This window comes from Pseudomonas sp. Irchel s3b5 (genome assembly GCF_900187435.1).
GTDB lineage: Bacteria > Pseudomonadota > Gammaproteobacteria > Pseudomonadales > Pseudomonadaceae > Aquipseudomonas.
The window spans coordinates 54,309-70,443 of record NZ_FYDY01000028.1; the positions used below are offsets into that span (position 1 = coordinate 54,309).

At 59.8% G+C, this 16,135-nt stretch carries 10 protein-coding genes and 2 tRNA genes; 3 read left to right on the forward strand and 9 right to left on the reverse strand.

Annotated elements, in window-relative coordinates; translation table 11 throughout:
* Positions 1–86: 86 nt before the first annotated feature.
* Positions 87–1,424: a 30S ribosomal protein S12 methylthiotransferase RimO gene (gene rimO, locus CKW15_RS23090; protein WP_095058778.1), complete on the reverse strand. Its 1,338-nt coding sequence runs from the start codon at positions 1,422–1,424 to the stop codon at positions 87–89.
* A gap of 291 nt (positions 1,425–1,715) precedes the next feature.
* Here rimO and CKW15_RS23100 point away from each other — a divergent pair, with 291 nt between their 5' ends.
* Entirely contained in the window at positions 1,716–3,617 is a 1,902-nt protein-coding gene (locus CKW15_RS23100) for a potassium transporter Kup (RefSeq protein WP_095058777.1), read from the forward strand.
* A 146-nt stretch (positions 3,618–3,763) separates the two neighbouring features.
* On the opposite strand, the gene CKW15_RS23105 is transcribed toward CKW15_RS23100, so the two are convergent.
* From CKW15_RS23105 to CKW15_RS23120, 4 genes are all read right to left on the reverse strand, one after another.
* Positions 3,764–5,068: a virulence factor family protein gene (locus tag CKW15_RS23105; RefSeq protein WP_095058776.1), complete on the reverse strand. Its 1,305-nt coding sequence runs from the start codon at positions 5,066–5,068 to the stop codon at positions 3,764–3,766.
* Complete coding sequence (gene mprF, locus CKW15_RS23110; protein WP_095058775.1) at positions 5,068–7,710, reverse strand: bifunctional lysylphosphatidylglycerol flippase/synthetase MprF; 2,643 nt, start codon at positions 7,708–7,710, stop codon at positions 5,068–5,070. Before mprF ends, CKW15_RS23105 begins: the two co-directional genes overlap by 1 nt.
* Before the next feature lie 281 nt (positions 7,711–7,991).
* Positions 7,992–8,068: transfer RNA gene (locus tag CKW15_RS23115), tRNA-Met, on the reverse strand.
* A gap of 359 nt (positions 8,069–8,427) precedes the next feature.
* A tRNA-Met gene (locus CKW15_RS23120) sits at positions 8,428–8,504 on the reverse strand.
* Between the two features lie 299 nt (positions 8,505–8,803).
* On the opposite strand from CKW15_RS23120, the gene dinB reads away from it, so the two are divergent.
* Positions 8,804–9,865 (forward strand): DNA polymerase IV, encoded by a 1,062-nt coding sequence (dinB, locus tag CKW15_RS23125; RefSeq protein ID WP_095058774.1) that lies wholly within the window; start codon positions 8,804–8,806, stop codon positions 9,863–9,865.
* 95 nt (positions 9,866–9,960) lie between these two features.
* Here the strand turns inward: dinB and CKW15_RS23130 are convergent, their stop codons facing one another.
* The 4 genes from CKW15_RS23130 to CKW15_RS23145 form a co-directional block, all read right to left on the reverse strand.
* Positions 9,961–10,914, reverse strand: a complete 954-nt coding sequence (locus CKW15_RS23130) for a hypothetical protein (protein ID WP_095058773.1) — start codon at positions 10,912–10,914, stop codon at positions 9,961–9,963.
* 17 nt (positions 10,915–10,931) lie between these two features.
* A complete protein-coding gene (locus CKW15_RS23135) occupies positions 10,932–12,647 on the reverse strand; it encodes a proline--tRNA ligase (RefSeq protein WP_095058772.1) in 1,716 nt (571 codons plus the stop codon).
* Between the two features lie 143 nt (positions 12,648–12,790).
* Positions 12,791–14,350: an AmpG family muropeptide MFS transporter gene (locus CKW15_RS23140; RefSeq protein WP_095058771.1), complete on the reverse strand. Its 1,560-nt coding sequence runs from the start codon at positions 14,348–14,350 to the stop codon at positions 12,791–12,793.
* Between the two features lie 44 nt (positions 14,351–14,394).
* Complete coding sequence (locus tag CKW15_RS23145) at positions 14,395–14,748, reverse strand: MGMT family protein (RefSeq protein ID WP_095058770.1); 354 nt, start codon at positions 14,746–14,748, stop codon at positions 14,395–14,397.
* A gap of 161 nt (positions 14,749–14,909) precedes the next feature.
* On the opposite strand from CKW15_RS23145, the gene CKW15_RS23150 reads away from it, so the two are divergent.
* Positions 14,910–15,917, forward strand: a complete 1,008-nt coding sequence (locus tag CKW15_RS23150) for a DUF481 domain-containing protein (RefSeq protein ID WP_095058827.1) — start codon at positions 14,910–14,912, stop codon at positions 15,915–15,917.
* Positions 15,918–16,135 lie beyond the last annotated feature (218 nt).

The following is a 16,135-nucleotide window of genomic DNA, read 5'->3' on the forward strand; positions in this document are numbered from 1 at the left end:
GATGAGAGTCCTTTCCACCTCAAACGATAGCCGTAAAAAAGCCCCGCATCTCGTCAATAGAGCGGGGCTTTTCGTGTTTTTTTCGTTTAGATCTGTTCAGCCCACAGATCGTACTCGTCGGCGTCGGTCACCTTGCACCAGACTTTGTCGCCTGGCTTGAGGTTGCTGCCGTTGTCGATGAACACGTTACCGTCGATTTCCGGGGCATCGAAGAAGCAGCGGCCAACGGCGCCTTGCTCGTCGACTTCATCGACCAGCACTTCGATCTCACGGCCGATGCGCATTTGCAGGCGCGCCGAGCTGATGGCTTGCTGGTGCGCCATGAAGCGGTCCCAACGGTCCTGCTTGACGTCATCCGGGACGACTTCCAGGTCCAGATCATTGGCCGGAGCGCCTTCTACCGGCGAGTACTGGAAGCAGCCAACGCGGTCGAGTTGCGCTTCGGTCAGCCAGTTCAGCAGGTACTGGAAGTCTTCTTCGGTTTCGCCGGGGAAGCCGACGATGAAGGTCGAACGGATGATCAGGTCCGGGCAGATCTCGCGCCAGTTCTTGATGCGCGCCAGGGTCTTGTCTTCGAAGGCCGGGCGCTTCATCGACTTCAGCACTTTCGGGCTGGCGTGCTGGAACGGGATGTCCAGGTACGGCAGGATCTTGCCGGCGGCCATCAGCGGGATCAGCTCGTCAACGTGCGGGTATGGGTAAACGTAGTGCAGACGAACCCAGACGCCGAGGGTGCTCAAGGCTTCGCAGAGTTCGGTCATGCGGGTCTTCACCGGCGCGCCGTTCCAGAAACCGGTGCGGTATTTCACGTCGACGCCGTAGGCGCTGGTGTCTTGCGAAATCACCAGCAACTCTTTGACGCCGGACTTGACCAGGCGCTGGGCCTCGTCGAGTACGTCACCGACCGGACGGCTGACCAGTTTGCCGCGCATCGACGGGATGATGCAGAAGCTGCAGCTGTGGTTGCAGCCTTCGGAAATCTTCAGGTAGGCGTAGTGGCGCGGGGTCAGTTTGATCCCTTGTGGCGGCACCAGGTCGATCAACGGGTTGTGATCCTTACGCGGCGGCACGACTTCGTGCACGGCATTGACCACTTGCTCGTACTGCTGCGGACCGGTCACGGCCAGCACGCTCGGGTGTACGTTGCGAATGTTGCCTTCTTCGACGCCCATGCAGCCGGTCACGATGACCTTGCCGTTTTCCTTGATGGCTTCGCCGATCACTTCCAGGGACTCGGCCTTGGCCGAATCGATGAAACCGCAGGTGTTGACCACCACGACGTCGGCGTCCTGATAGGTGGACACCACGTCATAACCTTCCATGCGCAGCTGGGTCAGGATGCGCTCGGAGTCGACCAGTGCTTTGGGGCAACCCAGGGATACGAAGCCAACCTTTGGATTGGCCGGCGCAGGAGTGGTGGACATGTCTAACCTCGGTGTTTTGTGACGCCGCTGCCGCGTAGGGCAAACCGACGGACGGGCGCTTGAAGTGCGCCTCTGATCAAAAAGTGCGCAATTCTAGCGATGAGTCGTTCACTTGACCAGCTTTATGCAGGGAAATACGACGAGTGCTGCGCTATGCTTCGCGCCGTTGGCCTTTACTGATTTTTTACTGTCAACAAATCGTCTGTAACGTGAAGTAAAACAGCGCATGCTGCGCGTCAAAGCATAGTGCTTCTTTCAAAGAAGCCCGGGTCTGGGTAGTAGGGGGGGTGGATGGGTCAGGCAAGTAGTCAGGCGGCGGGGGCCGAGCATTCGGCGGCAAAACCGATCGGCATGCTGGTCGCTGCAGTCGGGGTGGTATATGGCGACATCGGCACCAGTCCGTTGTACACCCTCAAGGAAGTGTTTTCCGGCGCCTATGGCGTGCCGGTCAACCATGACGGCGTGTTGGGGATTCTGGCACTGATTTTCTGGTCGCTGATCTGGGTCGTGTCGATCAAGTACATGATGTTTGTGCTGCGTGCCGACAACCAGGGCGAAGGCGGGATCATGGCCTTGACCGCGCTGGCCCGGCGGGCGGCGGCGGGGCATGCCAAATTGCGCGGCTTTCTGGTGGTTTGCGGGCTGATCGGCGCGGCGCTGTTCTATGGCGACAGCATGATCACCCCGGCGATTTCCGTTCTATCGGCGATTGAAGGCCTGGGGCTGGCATTCGATGGCATCGATCATTGGGTGGTGCCGCTGTCATTGGTGGTGCTGGTCGCGCTGTTTCTGATCCAGCGTCACGGCACGGCGCGGATCGGCATTCTGTTCGGGCCGATCATGGTCACCTGGTTTCTGGTGCTGGGCGCACTGGGCGTCTACGGCATCATTCAGCACCCGGAAGTGTTGCAAGCGATGAACCCGGTGTGGGGCGTGCGCTTCTTCATCGTGCATCCTGGCATGGGCGTGGCGATTCTCGGTGCCGTGGTGCTGGCATTGACCGGTGCCGAAGCGCTGTACGCGGACATGGGCCACTTCGGCCGCAAACCGATTGCCCGTGCGTGGTTCATCCTCGTGCTGCCGGCGCTGGTGCTGAACTATTTCGGTCAGGGTGCCTTGCTGCTCGGTGATCCGGAAGCGGCCCGCAACCCGTTCTATCTGCTGGCGCCAAGCTGGGCGTTGATCCCGCTGGTGGGGCTGTCGACCCTGGCGACGGTCATTGCCTCGCAAGCCGTCATTTCCGGTGCGTTCTCCCTGACCCGTCAGGCGATCCAGCTCGGTTACATTCCGCGGATGCACATCCAGCACACCTCAAGCGCCGAACAGGGCCAGATCTACATCGGTGCGGTGAACTGGGCGCTGATGGTCGGCGTGGTCCTGCTGGTGCTGGGCTTTGAATCCTCTGGCGCCCTGGCTTCGGCTTATGGCGTAGCCGTGACCGGGACCATGCTGATGACCAGCATTCTGGTGTCGGCAGTGATTCTGCTGCTGTGGAAGTGGCCGCCAGTTCTGGTGGTGCCGGTTCTGTTGGGCTTCGTGTTGGTCGACGGTTTGTACTTCGCCGCCAATGTGCCGAAAATCGTTCAGGGCGGTGCGTTCCCGGTGATCGCCGGTCTCGCGCTGTTCGTGCTGATGACCACCTGGAAGCGTGGCAAGCAGTTGCTGGTCGACCGGATTGATGAAGGTGGATTGCCGCTGCCGATTTTCATCAGCAGTATCGCCGTACAACCGCCACACCGTGTTCAGGGCACTGCCGTGTTCCTGACGGCGCGACCGGATGCCGTGCCCCATGCGCTGTTGCACAACCTGTTGCACAACCAGGTGCTGCACGAGCAAGTGGTGTTACTGACGGTGGTGTACGAAGACATCCCGCGGGTGCCACCGACCCGGCGCTTCAAGGTCGATTCCTACGGTGAAGGCTTCTTCCGGGTCATCCTGCACTTCGGTTTCACCGACGAGCCGGACGTACCGAAAGCGCTGAAGCTGTGTCATCTCGATGAGCTGGACTTCAGCCCGATGCGCACCACGTATTTCCTCAGCCGCGAAACGGTCATCGCCTCCAAGCTCGAAGGCATGTCCCGCTGGCGCGAGGCGCTGTTTGCGTTCATGTTGCAAAACGCCAACGGCAACCTGCGCTTCTTCAATCTGCCGCTGAACCGGGTGATTGAGCTGGGGACGCAGGTGGAGATGTAAGCCCCAGCAAAAAGCCCCCGTTGCCATGAAGGCAGCGGGGGCTTTTTTGTGTTCAATGATCGCAGCCTTCGGCAGCTCCTGCGGGGCGTACGCCGCGTCATGTAGGAGCTGCCGAAGGCTGCGATCTTTTGGGAGGCTCTATCAGATCACTCTTGAGCGCTCGCTTCGGCTTCCTTCGCCTGACGCTTCACGATCACATCCACCAAACGCTGTGCCAGCGCGGGGTAGTTCTCGTCGAAGTGGTGACCGCCCGGCAACTTGATGACTTCGCCCACGACGCTCTTGTCGGTGCAGCCACTTTCGTCGACTTCTTCTTCACCGTAGATGCACACCACTTTAGCGGCTGGCAGCTTGGCCATTTCCGGGCCGGTGGCGGCTTCTTTGCCAGCGTTGCCGAGCCAGCCTTCGACTTCGATTTCGAAGCTGCCGGTGCGGGCGAAGGCCAGCAGGATAATGGCATCGACGCGCTGTTGCTCGGAAGCTTCCAGACGGTTGTAGATCGCCGGCAGGACATCGGCGCCAAACGAATAGCCGGTCAGGATGAAGCGCTTGGTGCCCCATTTCTGGCGGTAGTGCTGCATCAGTTCGGCCAGGTCCAGCGCGCTTTGCTCAGGGCTCTTGTGCTGCCAGTAGTAGCGCAGGGTGTCGATGCCGACTACCGGATAGCCGATCTTCGCCATTTCTCCCGCCACGTCGCGGTCGAGGTCGCGCCAGCCGCCGTCACCGGACAGGAACAGGGTCACGGTGTCCTTGGCCTGGCCTGCCGGTACTTCGACCACCGGGATCTGCAGGCCGCCAGCGGCTTTGTCGCCGCCGACGAGGATCTTGCGCAGTTCGTTGTTCAGCACTTGCGGCAGGTTGATGTCGTAGTCGCTGATGCTGGTTTCGGCGTTGGGCTGGTCACGTACGAAGCCGGCACTGGTGTCGTCCGGGTTGTCGTTCCACGCCACCAGCCAATGGCCGTGGGCGGCGCTTTTCGGCAACAGGTGAGTGCATCCACCGGGTCTTTCCAGGGCCAGGTCTACCGAAATGGCCTGGGCCTTGTCGTTCTTCTGTTCCGACAACCAGCGCCAGGCCAGCACGGCGCCCGGGCCGATACCGCTGACCAGCGTGGCGGGGCCTTTCAGTTCACGCAGGCCCGCTTGCAAGGCGCGACTTTGCAGCAAACATTCCTTGGGCAGGATCACCTGGACGATTTGCGCCGAAGCGCTGCGGCTCAGGGTGGTCAGTTGCTTGTCGTTAAGCTTCTGGTCGTCGTTGACCACCACCAGCACCTGAGCCTTCGGCGTCGTGCCGGGGGTGACGCGGGTCATGGCGGCGCCATCGGCCGGTGTGAGCTGTTCCAGGGTCGGTTCCGGTGCCGGGCGTTTGAGGTACCAGAAACCGCCACCGAGAATCACGGCCAACACAATCAGTACGGCCAGGATGTACTTCAGGGAGCGTTGAATCATCAGCGTTTCACCAATCCAGTCAAGCCGCCCGCGATCAGGGCGGCAGTATCGGCCAGGGCGACCAGCGGATCGAGTCCGGCGGGCACGGCCATATAACGGGGTTCCCAGTCAGGCTGGAACTTGTCTTTGAAGCGGCGCAAACCTTGGAAGTTGTACAGCTGCTCACCACGGCGGAATACCATCGAGCCCAGGCGCTGGGTCAACGGTGCACCGCGACGGGGTTGCAGCCCCGACAACGGCACCATGCCCAGGCTGAAGCGCGCGTATCCATGGTTTTTATAATGTTGAATCAGGCCGACCATCATGAATTCCATGGTCAGCTTCGGGGCCTCCGGGTGTGCGCGCATCAGGTCGAGGCTGGCCAGGTCGTGGCTGTAGGTCTCGAGCAGGTTGGCGAACGCCACCGGGCGTCCTTCGAAACGAATCACCGCGATGCGGAAATGCTTGAGGTAGTCATCGCTGAAGCGGCCCAGCGAAAAACCTTTTTCGCGGACATTCTTGCCGGTCAGCCAGGCATCGGAAATTACCCTGAGCTCTTCCATCGGCGCCTGGCCCGGTTCATGGATTTCCAGCGACAGGCCGTCACGGGTGCCGCGGTTCCAGGTGTAGCGCAGGTCCTTCATCTCTTTGCCCTTGGCTTCGAGATCAAAACGCTGGAGGTCGACCCGGGCTTCTTCGCCGAGCTTGATCGCGGTCAGGCCGATGTCCATGTAATACGGCAGGTTCTCTGCACGCACTTGATAGAACACAGGGCGGGCGTGGTGGAGATCGCACAGGTCGCGGAACTGCCAGATCATTTCGGCCCGTTGCTGACCCGGCCCGATCGGGTCATACAGCGCCACCAGGCTGCGGCCACGGCGGGCGTACATCAGGAACGCCTCGTCGTTAGGGTGAAACAGCAACGCCTTGTCACCGGTCAATGCGAGGCCACCATCCGGTTGCGCGGAGGCCATGAGGATCTTGCTCGCTCGCTCCAGCTCTTCAGGTGTCGGCAGATGGATCACCGGGCGCGCGGTACGCAGCAGCCAGGTCAGGGACACCACCACCAGCAGCACTGCCGCGCCGAGCAACGAGCGCAAGCCGCGCGGGGCATCGGCGTCGAGGGTGAACTGCCACCACAGCTGATGGCTGTAGGGGACGTCCTGGTAGGCAAACAACAGCAACCACATCGAGGCGCCGAGCACGCACAGGCTGGCCACCAGATACAACGGCGAGAAGGGCAGTTCGGTCAGGCGGCTCGGGCGATAGAACGAACGCCGGAAAACGCCCAGCAGGCTCGCCGTCAGCACCATCAGGCTGGCTTCCTCCCAGTCAAAACCTTTGAGCAGCGAGAGCAGGGCGCCTACCAGCAACAGAATGGTGGTCAGCATCCACGCAGCCGAGAGGCGACGGCGCAAGCCTTGGGCCAGCAGCAGGCACAGCACGCCGATCAGGCTGGCGCCAAAGTGCGAGGCATCGACCAGGCGATGAGGGATCAGAAAGCCGATGTGTTCCAGGCGCGTGTCGATTTCCGGGGTGGCCCCGGAGAACAGCAGTACCACGCCGGACAGGAACACCAGTACCGCCAGGATCGGTGCAGCCAGGCCAGAAGCTGCACGCAGGGTCTGGCGCGTCTGGAACAGGCGTTGGCCTTCGTTGATCAACAGCAGCAAGCAAGCCACCAGCAGCGGCAGCACGACATAGATCAAGCGATAGAGCAGCAGGGCCGCGGCCAGTGGTGCGGCGCCGAGGGTGTCGGAGAAAGCGGCCAGCAGGATCGCCTCGAACACGCCGACGCCACCCGGCACATGGCTGAGCACGCCGGCGGCCAGGGCCAGCAAGTACACCAGCAGGAAGGCGCCGAACGGTGGCGCTTCGGGCAACAAGAGATACAGCACGGTCGCGGCGGCGGCGACGTCCAGGGCGGTGATGATCAATTGCAGGAAGGTCAGGCGCCGCCCCGGCAGGCGCAACGTGCGGCGTCCGATCTTCACCAGCAGATTGTCCGGCACAGGCTGTTCCGGAAGGCGACGGCGGTAGATCCCGATCGCCAGGACCGAGAACAGCAGCAGAACGGCCACCGCAATGGCGCCCAGCAAGGTCGCGGAGAGTCCCAGGGCGGCAGAAGCCGCAGGCAGGTTGCTCAGGGTTGCCAGCGCGGCCAGCGGGGGCAGGGCGCAACCCAGCGAGAGGCTGGCAAACAATGTCATGCGGGCGACTTCGGCCGCTCCCACACCATCGCGGGCATATAAGCGGTAGCGAACCGAACCGCCCGACAGCATCGAAAGACCGATGGCGTTGCCGATGGCAAATGCCGTGAAGCCGCCCAGCGCCATGGTGCGCGGTGCCAGGCTCACGCCGGCATACCGACTGGCGGACCACTCGTAACCCAGCAGAATGATGAAACCTGCCACGGTTGCGGCCAAAGCGCCGAGCAAGGCCGGTTGCGGCACTTCGAGGATCGAGTCGTGCAGGGCGTCGAGGTCGAGTTCGCTCAACAGGTGGCGACAGGCAATCAGCGCGATCGTGAACAGCAACAACGTGACCGCCAGACCGATGGGTTGGCGGTATTTGCTGATCCGGTCAAGCAGGCGCAGGCGCTCGGCCTTGATCGGTTGTGTTGCTGTGACAGTGTCTTTTGGGTCAGACGAGTTGGCGAGCATCAATCACCTCTTGGATTGTGCGCGACAGGATGGAGGTATCCAGCCAAGTTACCAATCCCTGTAGAAAAAATAATCTCAAATACGGGCGTCCATCATCGGATGCCGGGGGGGGCGATTCATTATCAGAAGTAGAGGTTTTCAGCCTGCGAGTGAGCATAGCCTGAACTCGGCGCGTTGGGCGACCCTAACGGCTCGCTACACAGTGACAGATCATTGTTGCGAAAGGACTTTTTCAGCAGATACAAAAAAGGCCACTCTTTCGAGTAGCCTTCTTTGATGTTTGGTTGCGGGAGCCGGATTTGAACCGACGACCTTCGGGTTATGAGCCCGACGAGCTACCAGACTGCTCCATCCCGCGTCTGTGTGGCGGCATTCTATAGAGAAACGCCGGGGTGTCAACCGTTAATACCGAGTTGGGTCAAATAAACGTAAAACAGCGGTAAACGGTCGCAGGGTTGGCTTAAGTTTTGGAATCTGAAGGATTTCTCATTTCTGAATGGCCGGGGCGTCTGCCTTCATTTGTAGGAGCCCGGCTTGCCGGCGAAGGCGTTATTGAATGTCGCATCAACAGGAAGACTTGCTTCGCTGGCAAGCGAGCTCCTAGAGGAAAAGACGTCGGGAGTCTGGCGGTGGAGCAAAGGCCACCTTCGCTGGCGTCTAGCAGGAAATACGCGCGCACAAAAAAGGCCACTCTTTCGAGTAGCCTTTTTTGATGTTTGGTTGCGGGAGCCGGATTTGAACCGACGACCTTCGGGTTATGAGCCCGACGAGCTACCAGACTGCTCCATCCCGCGTCTGTGTGGCTCATTCTATAGAGATGCGCTCGGGTGTCAACCTTCAATTCTGATAAAACCTGTTCATCTTCAATCGCTTAGGTCGTTTTGTGGGTGATTGAAAGGGCTGAGAGTGAGGCAGGGCAAGGGCTGTGGCTCTATTGTGGTGAGCTTTCTGATTGAAAAAATAAATTCATCAGCGTGTTTTCCTACAAGGGGAAAAGAACATTCAGACTACTGGTGCTATATACAGGGGTCAGTGAGATACTGTTTATCCGACACACCATGACCCCTTTTTCTGCCATGAACACTGCTTCGACATGACCCAGCGAAAGATCATTCACGTCGATTGCGACTGCTTCTATGCCGCCATCGAAATGCGCGACGATCCACAGTTGGCGGGTAAGCCACTGGCGGTGGGCGGCTCGGCGGATCGCCGTGGGGTCATTGCTACCTGCAATTATGAGGCGCGAGCCTATGGTGTGCGTTCGGCCATGTCTTCGGGGCATGCCCTTAAACTGTGCCCGGACCTGACCATCGTCAAGCCGCGCATGGAGGCCTATCGGGAAGCCTCGAAGGAAATTCATACGATCTTTCGCGATTACACCGACATCATCGAACCCCTTTCCCTTGATGAAGCGTATCTCGACGTGTCGGACAGCGCGCATTTCGCGGGTAGTGCGACACGTATCGCCCAGGACATCCGGCGCCGCGTTTCCAATCAGTTGCACATCACCGTGTCTGCCGGGGTGGCGCCGAACAAGTTTCTCGCCAAGATCGCCAGTGACTGGAAAAAGCCCAACGGTTTATTCGTGATCACGCCGGATCAGGTCGAAGAATTTGTCAGTGGTTTGCCGGTGAGCAAGCTTCACGGTGTTGGCAAAGTCACGGCTGACAAGCTTGGCAAGCTCGGGATCGCCGATTGCTCGCAGTTGCGCGAGTGGGACAAATTGGCGCTGGTGCGCGAATTTGGCAGTTTTGGTGAGCGACTCTGGAGTCTGGCCCGCGGGATTGATGACCGGGTAGTGCATAACGACAGCCGTCGTCAGTCGGTCAGTGTCGAAAACACCTACGACGCGGATCTGCCGGATCTGAAAAGTTGCCTGGATAAATTGCCTGAGTTGCTGGACACCCTGGCAGGTCGCATGGCGCGAATCGACAGCAGCTATCGGCCGGGCAAGCCTTTCGTCAAAGTGAAATTCCACGACTTTACCCAGACCACGCTTGAACAGGCCGGGGCAGGGCGGGATCTGGGGAGTTATCAGCTGATGCTGACCCAGGCGTTCAATCGCGGCGGTAAACCGGTGCGGTTGTTGGGCGTTGGGGTGCGACTGGAGGATTTGCGGGGTGGGTTCGAGCAGATGGAGTTGTTTGAGCGTTAAGTCATGTAAAGCAAAAGATCGCCGCCTGCGGCAGCTCCTACAGGGAAATGCATTCCGATGTAGGAGCAGCCGAAGGCTGTGATCTTTTTTTGGCTTTAATTCGGTCGGGGTGTTGCCACCAGACGCTTGCCATCCTTGGCCAAGGACTTCAGGAACTCATCCTGCAACTCCGGATCATTGCGCGTCAGTTCGATCAGGCTCTGTTCCAGTTCGCTGGCTTCTTCTTCAAGACCCAGTTCCGACAGCCGCTTGACCCGATGTACCCACTGGTTCACTTCGTCGCCTTCAAGGTCGTCATAAATCAACCCGTGGGCTTCGAACAGTTTGCTGCGCAAGGTGCTGCTGACGGCCAGGGACGAGTCGGTGTGCACGTCGTCCTGGGCATCTTCGACCTTGATCAGCAGTCGGCTCAGATGATTGATGTCATGTTCGGCAAACGGGCTGTCCAGCAAGTTCAGGCGCAACACGCCGTTCTTGTCGGTGCTCAGTTCGAACGTTTGCTTGCCGGCCTTGACCTCGACCGGGCGTTCGCTCCAGGGCAGGCTTGAGTATTCCGTGCGCTTGTCGCGCTGAACCTCGTCGATGCCGGCCAGGTTTTGCTGCGCGCGGCCGTGAGACTGCACGTTCATGAACGGGTTGAGACCGGCGAAACCATAGCTGAGCCAGTCCTTGGTCACGCTGTCCGGCAGATTGCCGAGGGTGAACACATTGACCACGTTGGCACCGACACCCGCCACCACCGCCACCGCGCCCAGCGGGATTTCGTAAACCTCCCGCCAGGGTTGGTACGGTGTATAGCGATCGTAATGGCGCGTGACTTCGAACTCGGTGACTTCGAAGGTCTTCTGCTCGTGGATCTTCACCCGCCGTTGCGGCAGCTCAAGCACCTTGGGCTCACCAACATCGATCTGCAGGCTGTGATCGAGCAATTTGCGCTCGACACGTTCCTCGTGCTCGCTGCGTTGTGACATGTGGTTGGCACAGCCGCTGACCAGCAGGGCGCCGCACAAGGCGGCGCCACCGAGGCCTAAGGTGTTTCGCTTGAACATGACGTCTCTATCTGGATTCAGCGGCGGATACGGGCCTGAAGGAAAGACAACACGTCTGCGACCGGCAGCGCTTGCGCCTCGGCCTCGGTGCGGCTCTTGTATTCCAGGTTGCCTTCGGCGAGGCCGCGGTCACTGACCACGATCCGGTGCGGAATGCCGATCAGTTCCATGTCTGCGAACTTGATGCCCGGGCTGGTTTTCTTGTCGCGGTCGTCCAGCAGCACTTCGAAGCCGGCTGCGGTCAGTTCCGCATAGAGCTTGTCGGTCGCTTCGCGAACTTGTTCGGTTTCGTAGCGCAATGGCACCAGGGCAATCTGGAAAGGTGCGAGGGTGTCGCTCCAGATGATCCCTTTTTCGTCGTTGTTCTGCTCAATGGCCGCAGCCACTACGCGGGACACGCCGATGCCGTAGCAACCCATTTCCAGGGTGACCGGCTTGCCGTTTTCGCCCAGAACTTCGCACTTCATCGCCTTGCTGTACTTGTTGCCCAGCTGGAAGATGTGTCCGACTTCGATACCGCGCTTGATTTCCAGGGTGCCTTTGCCATCCGGGCTTGGATCGCCGGCAACGACATTGCGCAGGTCAGCCACGGTTGGAACGGGCAGGTCGCGCTCCCAGTTCACGCCGAAGTAGTGCTTGTCGTCGATGTTGGCACCAATGCCGAAGTCGCTCATCAGCTCGACCGAACGGTCGATGATGATCGGCAGCGGCAGGTTCAGCGGGCCGAGGGAGCCGGCACCGGCGCCGATGGCGTCGCGAAGTTCGCTTTCGGAGGCCATGACCAGCGGGCTGGCGACACCAGGCTGGTTGCCTGCCTTGATTTCGTTCAGCTCATGGTCGCCACGGATGATCAAGGCAATCAGCTTGCCTGACTCTTCAGCGTGAACCACGAGGGTCTTGATGGTTTTCTCGATCGGCAGGTTGAAGCCTTCGACCAGTTGCGCAATGGTCTTGGCGTTCGGGGTGTCGATCAGGCGCAGCTCTTCGCTCGGCGCGGCGCGGGAGGTTTCGCGCGGTACAGCCTCGGCTTTCTCGATGTTCGCCGCGTAGTCGGAACCGTTGCTGAAGACGATGTCGTCTTCGCCGGATTCGGCCAGTACGTGGAACTCATGGGAGCCGGCGCCGCCGATGGAGCCGTTGTCGGCTTCTACCGGGCGGAACTTCAGGCCCAGGCGAGTAAATACGTTGCAGTAAGCCTGGTGCATGCGGTCGTAGGTGACCTGTAGCGACGGCTGGTCAGCATGGAACGAGTAGGCGTCCTTCATGATGAATTCGCGGCCGCGCATCAAACCGAAGCGAGGACGGATTTCGTCACGGAATTTGGTCTGGATCTGATACAGGTTGATTGGCAGCTGCTTGTAGCTGCTCAATTCGTTGCGCATCAGGTCGGTGATAACTTCTTCGTGGGTCGGGCCGGCGCAGAAGTCGCGGCCATGGCGATCCTTGAAGCGCAGCAATTCAGGGCCGTATTCTTCCCAGCGACCGGATTCCTGCCACAGCTCAGCCGGTTGAGTGCTCGGCATCAACACTTCGAGAGAGCCGGCGGCGTTCATTTCTTCACGAACGACAGCTTCGACCTTGCGCATTACCCGCAGGCCCATCGGCAGCCAGGTGTACAGGCCCGAAGCGAGTTTGCGGATCATGCCGGCGCGCAGCATCAGCTGGTGGCTGATCACGACCGCGTCGGAAGGCGTTTCTTTCTGTGTGGCGAGCAAAAATTGACTGGTGCGCATGGTTGGCCGTTATCGCTTGCTGATGACGAAATATGACGGAGCATTGTACGGGCGAGATCCGCTGGCGTACAGGCGTGCGGTCGGTGGTGTGGCGGCGGGCGGATTTCACGCCGCCCGCTGCAAAGGTTCCTGCAAAAAGCTTCTTACGATTCTTCCGCGACCTGGGTCGGCACCGGTTCCTGCCTTGGGGTCGGGCCTGCGCGACGGTTCTCCTGGAACCAGTGCAGGGCGATCAGCAGCAGTGTCGGGACGCCCAGCAGGGCGGTGATCAGGAAAAAATTGTGGTAACCGAATTTTTCCACCATGACGCCTGAATAACCGCCGATCAGCCGCGGCAGCAGCAGCATGATCGAACTGAGCAGGGCGTACTGGGTGGCGGAGAACTTGAGGTTGGTCAGGCTCGACAGATAGGCGACGAACGCCGAAGTGGCCAGGCCGGAACTGAAGTTGTCCAGGGAAATGGTCAGGATCAACATGTTCAGGTTGGCGCCCATGTCGGCGAGCATCAGGAACAGGATGTTGGTGCCCGCCGAGGCGACGCCGCCGATGAAAAGGATCGGCAGAATGCCGAATCGCACGATCAGCAGGCCACCCATGCCGGCGCCCACGAGGGTCATGATCAGGCCGAAAATTTTGCTGACACTGGCGATCTGGTCCTTGGTGAAGCCCTGGTCGATGTAAAACACGTTGGCCATCACGCCCATGACCGTGTCAGACATCCGATAGGTGGCGATCAGCCCGAGCAGCAGTAGCGCTTGCCAGCGGTAACGCAGGATGAAGTCGTTGACCGGCGTCAGCACCGGCGCCAGACCACGGCGTCCCATGGCTGACAGGCACAGAGCGGTAAAGAGTGTGTAGAGGATCGCCCGCAGGAAGGCGCGGTCCTCGAGCAGCAGGTCGAGCACGCTCGCGCCTTCGAACAGCACGCTGGCGAAATCGGTGTTGTAGAGCTGGGTGAACATGGCGGGTACAGACACCAGCAGCACGATCAGGACAAACACCGAAGCCAGTTGATGCACAAAGCTGTAGCGCCCGGCCTGCAGTTGTGTGCGCAGCGGCACTGGTGGTTCGCGCATGAACAGCGAGGTCAGCAGGGCGGGAACCATCAAGGCGCCGAACAGCAGATACGTACCGGCCCATGCCGAATGCTTGTAATTGAAACCTGTGGAACCAAAACCTTCCGCGAAGAACAGGGCGCCGGCCGTGGCCAGCAGGGCGGCTATCCGATACCCGGACATGTAACTGGCGGCCAGGGCGGCCTGACGGCTGTCGTCGGCAATTTCCAGGCGATAGGCATCCACCGCGATGTCTTGCGTGGCCGAAGCAAAGGCCACCACAACAGCGATGGCGATCAGCCAGGACAGATGCTTTTGCGGGTCGCAGAAGCCCATCCCGACCAGGCCGAGGATCACCAGTGCCTGTGACAGCACCAGCCAGGATCGTCGTCGACCGAGTTTGCCCAGCAGTGGCAGGCGCCATTGGTCGAGCAGGGGGGACCAGACCCACTTGAAGGCGTAGGCCAGTCCGATCAGGCTTGCGTAGCCAATGGTTTCGCGAGCCACACCGGCTTCACGCAACCAGACCGAAAGCGTCGAAAACACCAGCATGTAGGGCAGGCCGGCGGCGAAACCAAGCAACAACAGCACAAGTGTCGATGGGCTGGCATAAGCGGCGAGCGCGGCGCGCCAGGTTTTACGGGGCATGGGCTGAAGTCTGCCTCAAGAAATACGGAAACAAAGCGCGCACTCTAACCGCTGTGCTCTACCGGACGCCAGCCATGGCGCTGAATATCAACACGATTATTCAGGACACTGATCCCTTCCATGCGCAGTCGGGCACGCTGTTCGTCTCCCGAAGGGCTCCCGGCCGGCAGGCTCAGGCGGCCACCTGCGCCCAGCACACGATGCCAGGGTAATTTGCTGTCGCCCGGCAATTGGCTGAGGGTGCGCCCCACCCAGCGGGCAGCGCGACCCAGTCCCGCGAGCTCGGCCAAGTGACCGTAGCTCACAACTTTACCTTCGGGCACTTGCGCGAGGGTCAGATACAGCGCCGTGCGTCGGATTTGCGCGGCGCTCTCGGGTTCGGGGGTGGATTCGGTCACGTCCAGAGTTCCTGAAAAATGCACAGTACCGTTTGTAGAGTAAATCCTGGATCGCCAATTGAGAAATGAACTCAATAGAAATCGTCGGGTCAGTCCTTGCTAGTGCACTATTCCTACGGATAATGCCGACTTTTTTCGAATTCCAGAGCCTCTATCTGTTTATGTTGTCCAGAACCCTGCTGTGTCTCGCTGTCGTCAGTGCTTCTATGCCCTTGCTCGCTGATACCGTCTGGTTGAAGAACGGTGACAAGTTGAGTGGCAAGATCATTCTGTTCGATGGCGGAAAGTTGTTGGTCCAGACCGAGTACGCCGGTGCGGTACCGATCGACTGGAGCAAGGTGAAAACCCTTGAGAGTGACCAGCACTTGTTGGTCAAACAGGATGCCTACACCGGGGAGGTGACCAAGTCGCTGCACGCCGCGGAGGATGGCAAGGTGACCCTGGTCAATGGTGATGCGCCCAAGACGGTCGCGCTCGCGAGCATCCAGCAGATGCTCAAGCCCAAGCCAGTGGTCGAAGATCTGGTCTGGAAGGGCAGCATTGACGCTGCTCTGGATTACCAGCGCGCCGACAATGACACCGACGATTACGATATCGACTTCAGGACTTCTGCGCGCCATGGTCGCTGGCGGCACATCGCCGAAGGCGAGTACAACCGGGAGTTCCAGGATGACGTGGTCACGACAGACAACTGGCGCGGCGAATATTCCCTTGACCGTTTCCTCACTGACAAGTGGTTCTGGCAAGGTCGCCTGGTCTACAAGCGTGACAAGGTTGAAGATCTTTCCCGCCAGCGCACGGCCGGTACCGGTCCTGGTTATCAGTTCTGGGACAATGAGCTGGGCGCGTTCTCTCTCGGTTCGTTGGTCAACCGCACGGACTATGAGTTCGCCGACGGCAGCAAGGAGAACTTCTATTCCGTGGCCATGAAGTGGGATTACAACCGTTACCTGGTGGGCAAGAAAGTGGAGTTCTTCACTAACGGCGAGGTGGGCAAGCCGCTGACAGATGTGGCCAATTACGCGCTGGATACAGAGATAGGCCTGCGCTACAAGGTGACCGACTGGGCATCGCTCAATCTGAAGGCGGAACGCAATATCATCGACGGCACCGACGATGCCGATCTGGACAAGACCCGCTACACAGCCGGGTTTGGCGTGACCTGGTAAACGCCAGAAGCTCAAAAGATCGCAGCCTTCGGATGACTTTGTAGGCGCTGCCGAAGGCTACGATCTTTTTTGGCGCGGGTAAAAACATTCGTGTCTAGTCCTGAAATAGGTTTACACCTGTTTCAGTCTCAAAACGCCCGATGCACTGCATCGGGCGTTTTGTATTTCAAGGCCAGATGTGGCCGCTCCGCGTTGTAGATCAGCACCGATTCATCAAC

What these genes read in the sequence shown, in the direction of transcription:
- rimO (WP_095058778.1), bottom strand. Translation starts at nt 1,424, where the DNA reads ATGTCCACCACTCCTGCGCCGGCCAATCCAAAGGTTGGCTTCGTATCC.
- mprF (WP_095058775.1), bottom strand. Translation starts at nt 7,710, where the DNA reads ATGCTCGCCAACTCGTCTGACCCAAAAGACACTGTCACAGCAACACAA.
- CKW15_RS23105 (WP_095058776.1), bottom strand. Translation starts at nt 5,068, where the DNA reads ATGATTCAACGCTCCCTGAAGTACATCCTGGCCGTACTGATTGTGTTG.
- CKW15_RS23150 (WP_095058827.1), top strand. Translation starts at nt 14,910, where the DNA reads ATGTTGTCCAGAACCCTGCTGTGTCTCGCTGTCGTCAGTGCTTCTATG.
- CKW15_RS23135 (WP_095058772.1), bottom strand. Translation starts at nt 12,647, where the DNA reads ATGCGCACCAGTCAATTTTTGCTCGCCACACAGAAAGAAACGCCTTCC.
- CKW15_RS23130 (WP_095058773.1), bottom strand. Translation starts at nt 10,914, where the DNA reads ATGTTCAAGCGAAACACCTTAGGCCTCGGTGGCGCCGCCTTGTGCGGC.
- CKW15_RS23100 (WP_095058777.1), top strand. Translation starts at nt 1,716, where the DNA reads ATGGGTCAGGCAAGTAGTCAGGCGGCGGGGGCCGAGCATTCGGCGGCA.
- dinB (WP_095058774.1), top strand. Translation starts at nt 8,804, where the DNA reads ATGACCCAGCGAAAGATCATTCACGTCGATTGCGACTGCTTCTATGCC.
- CKW15_RS23140 (WP_095058771.1), bottom strand. Translation starts at nt 14,350, where the DNA reads ATGCCCCGTAAAACCTGGCGCGCCGCGCTCGCCGCTTATGCCAGCCCA.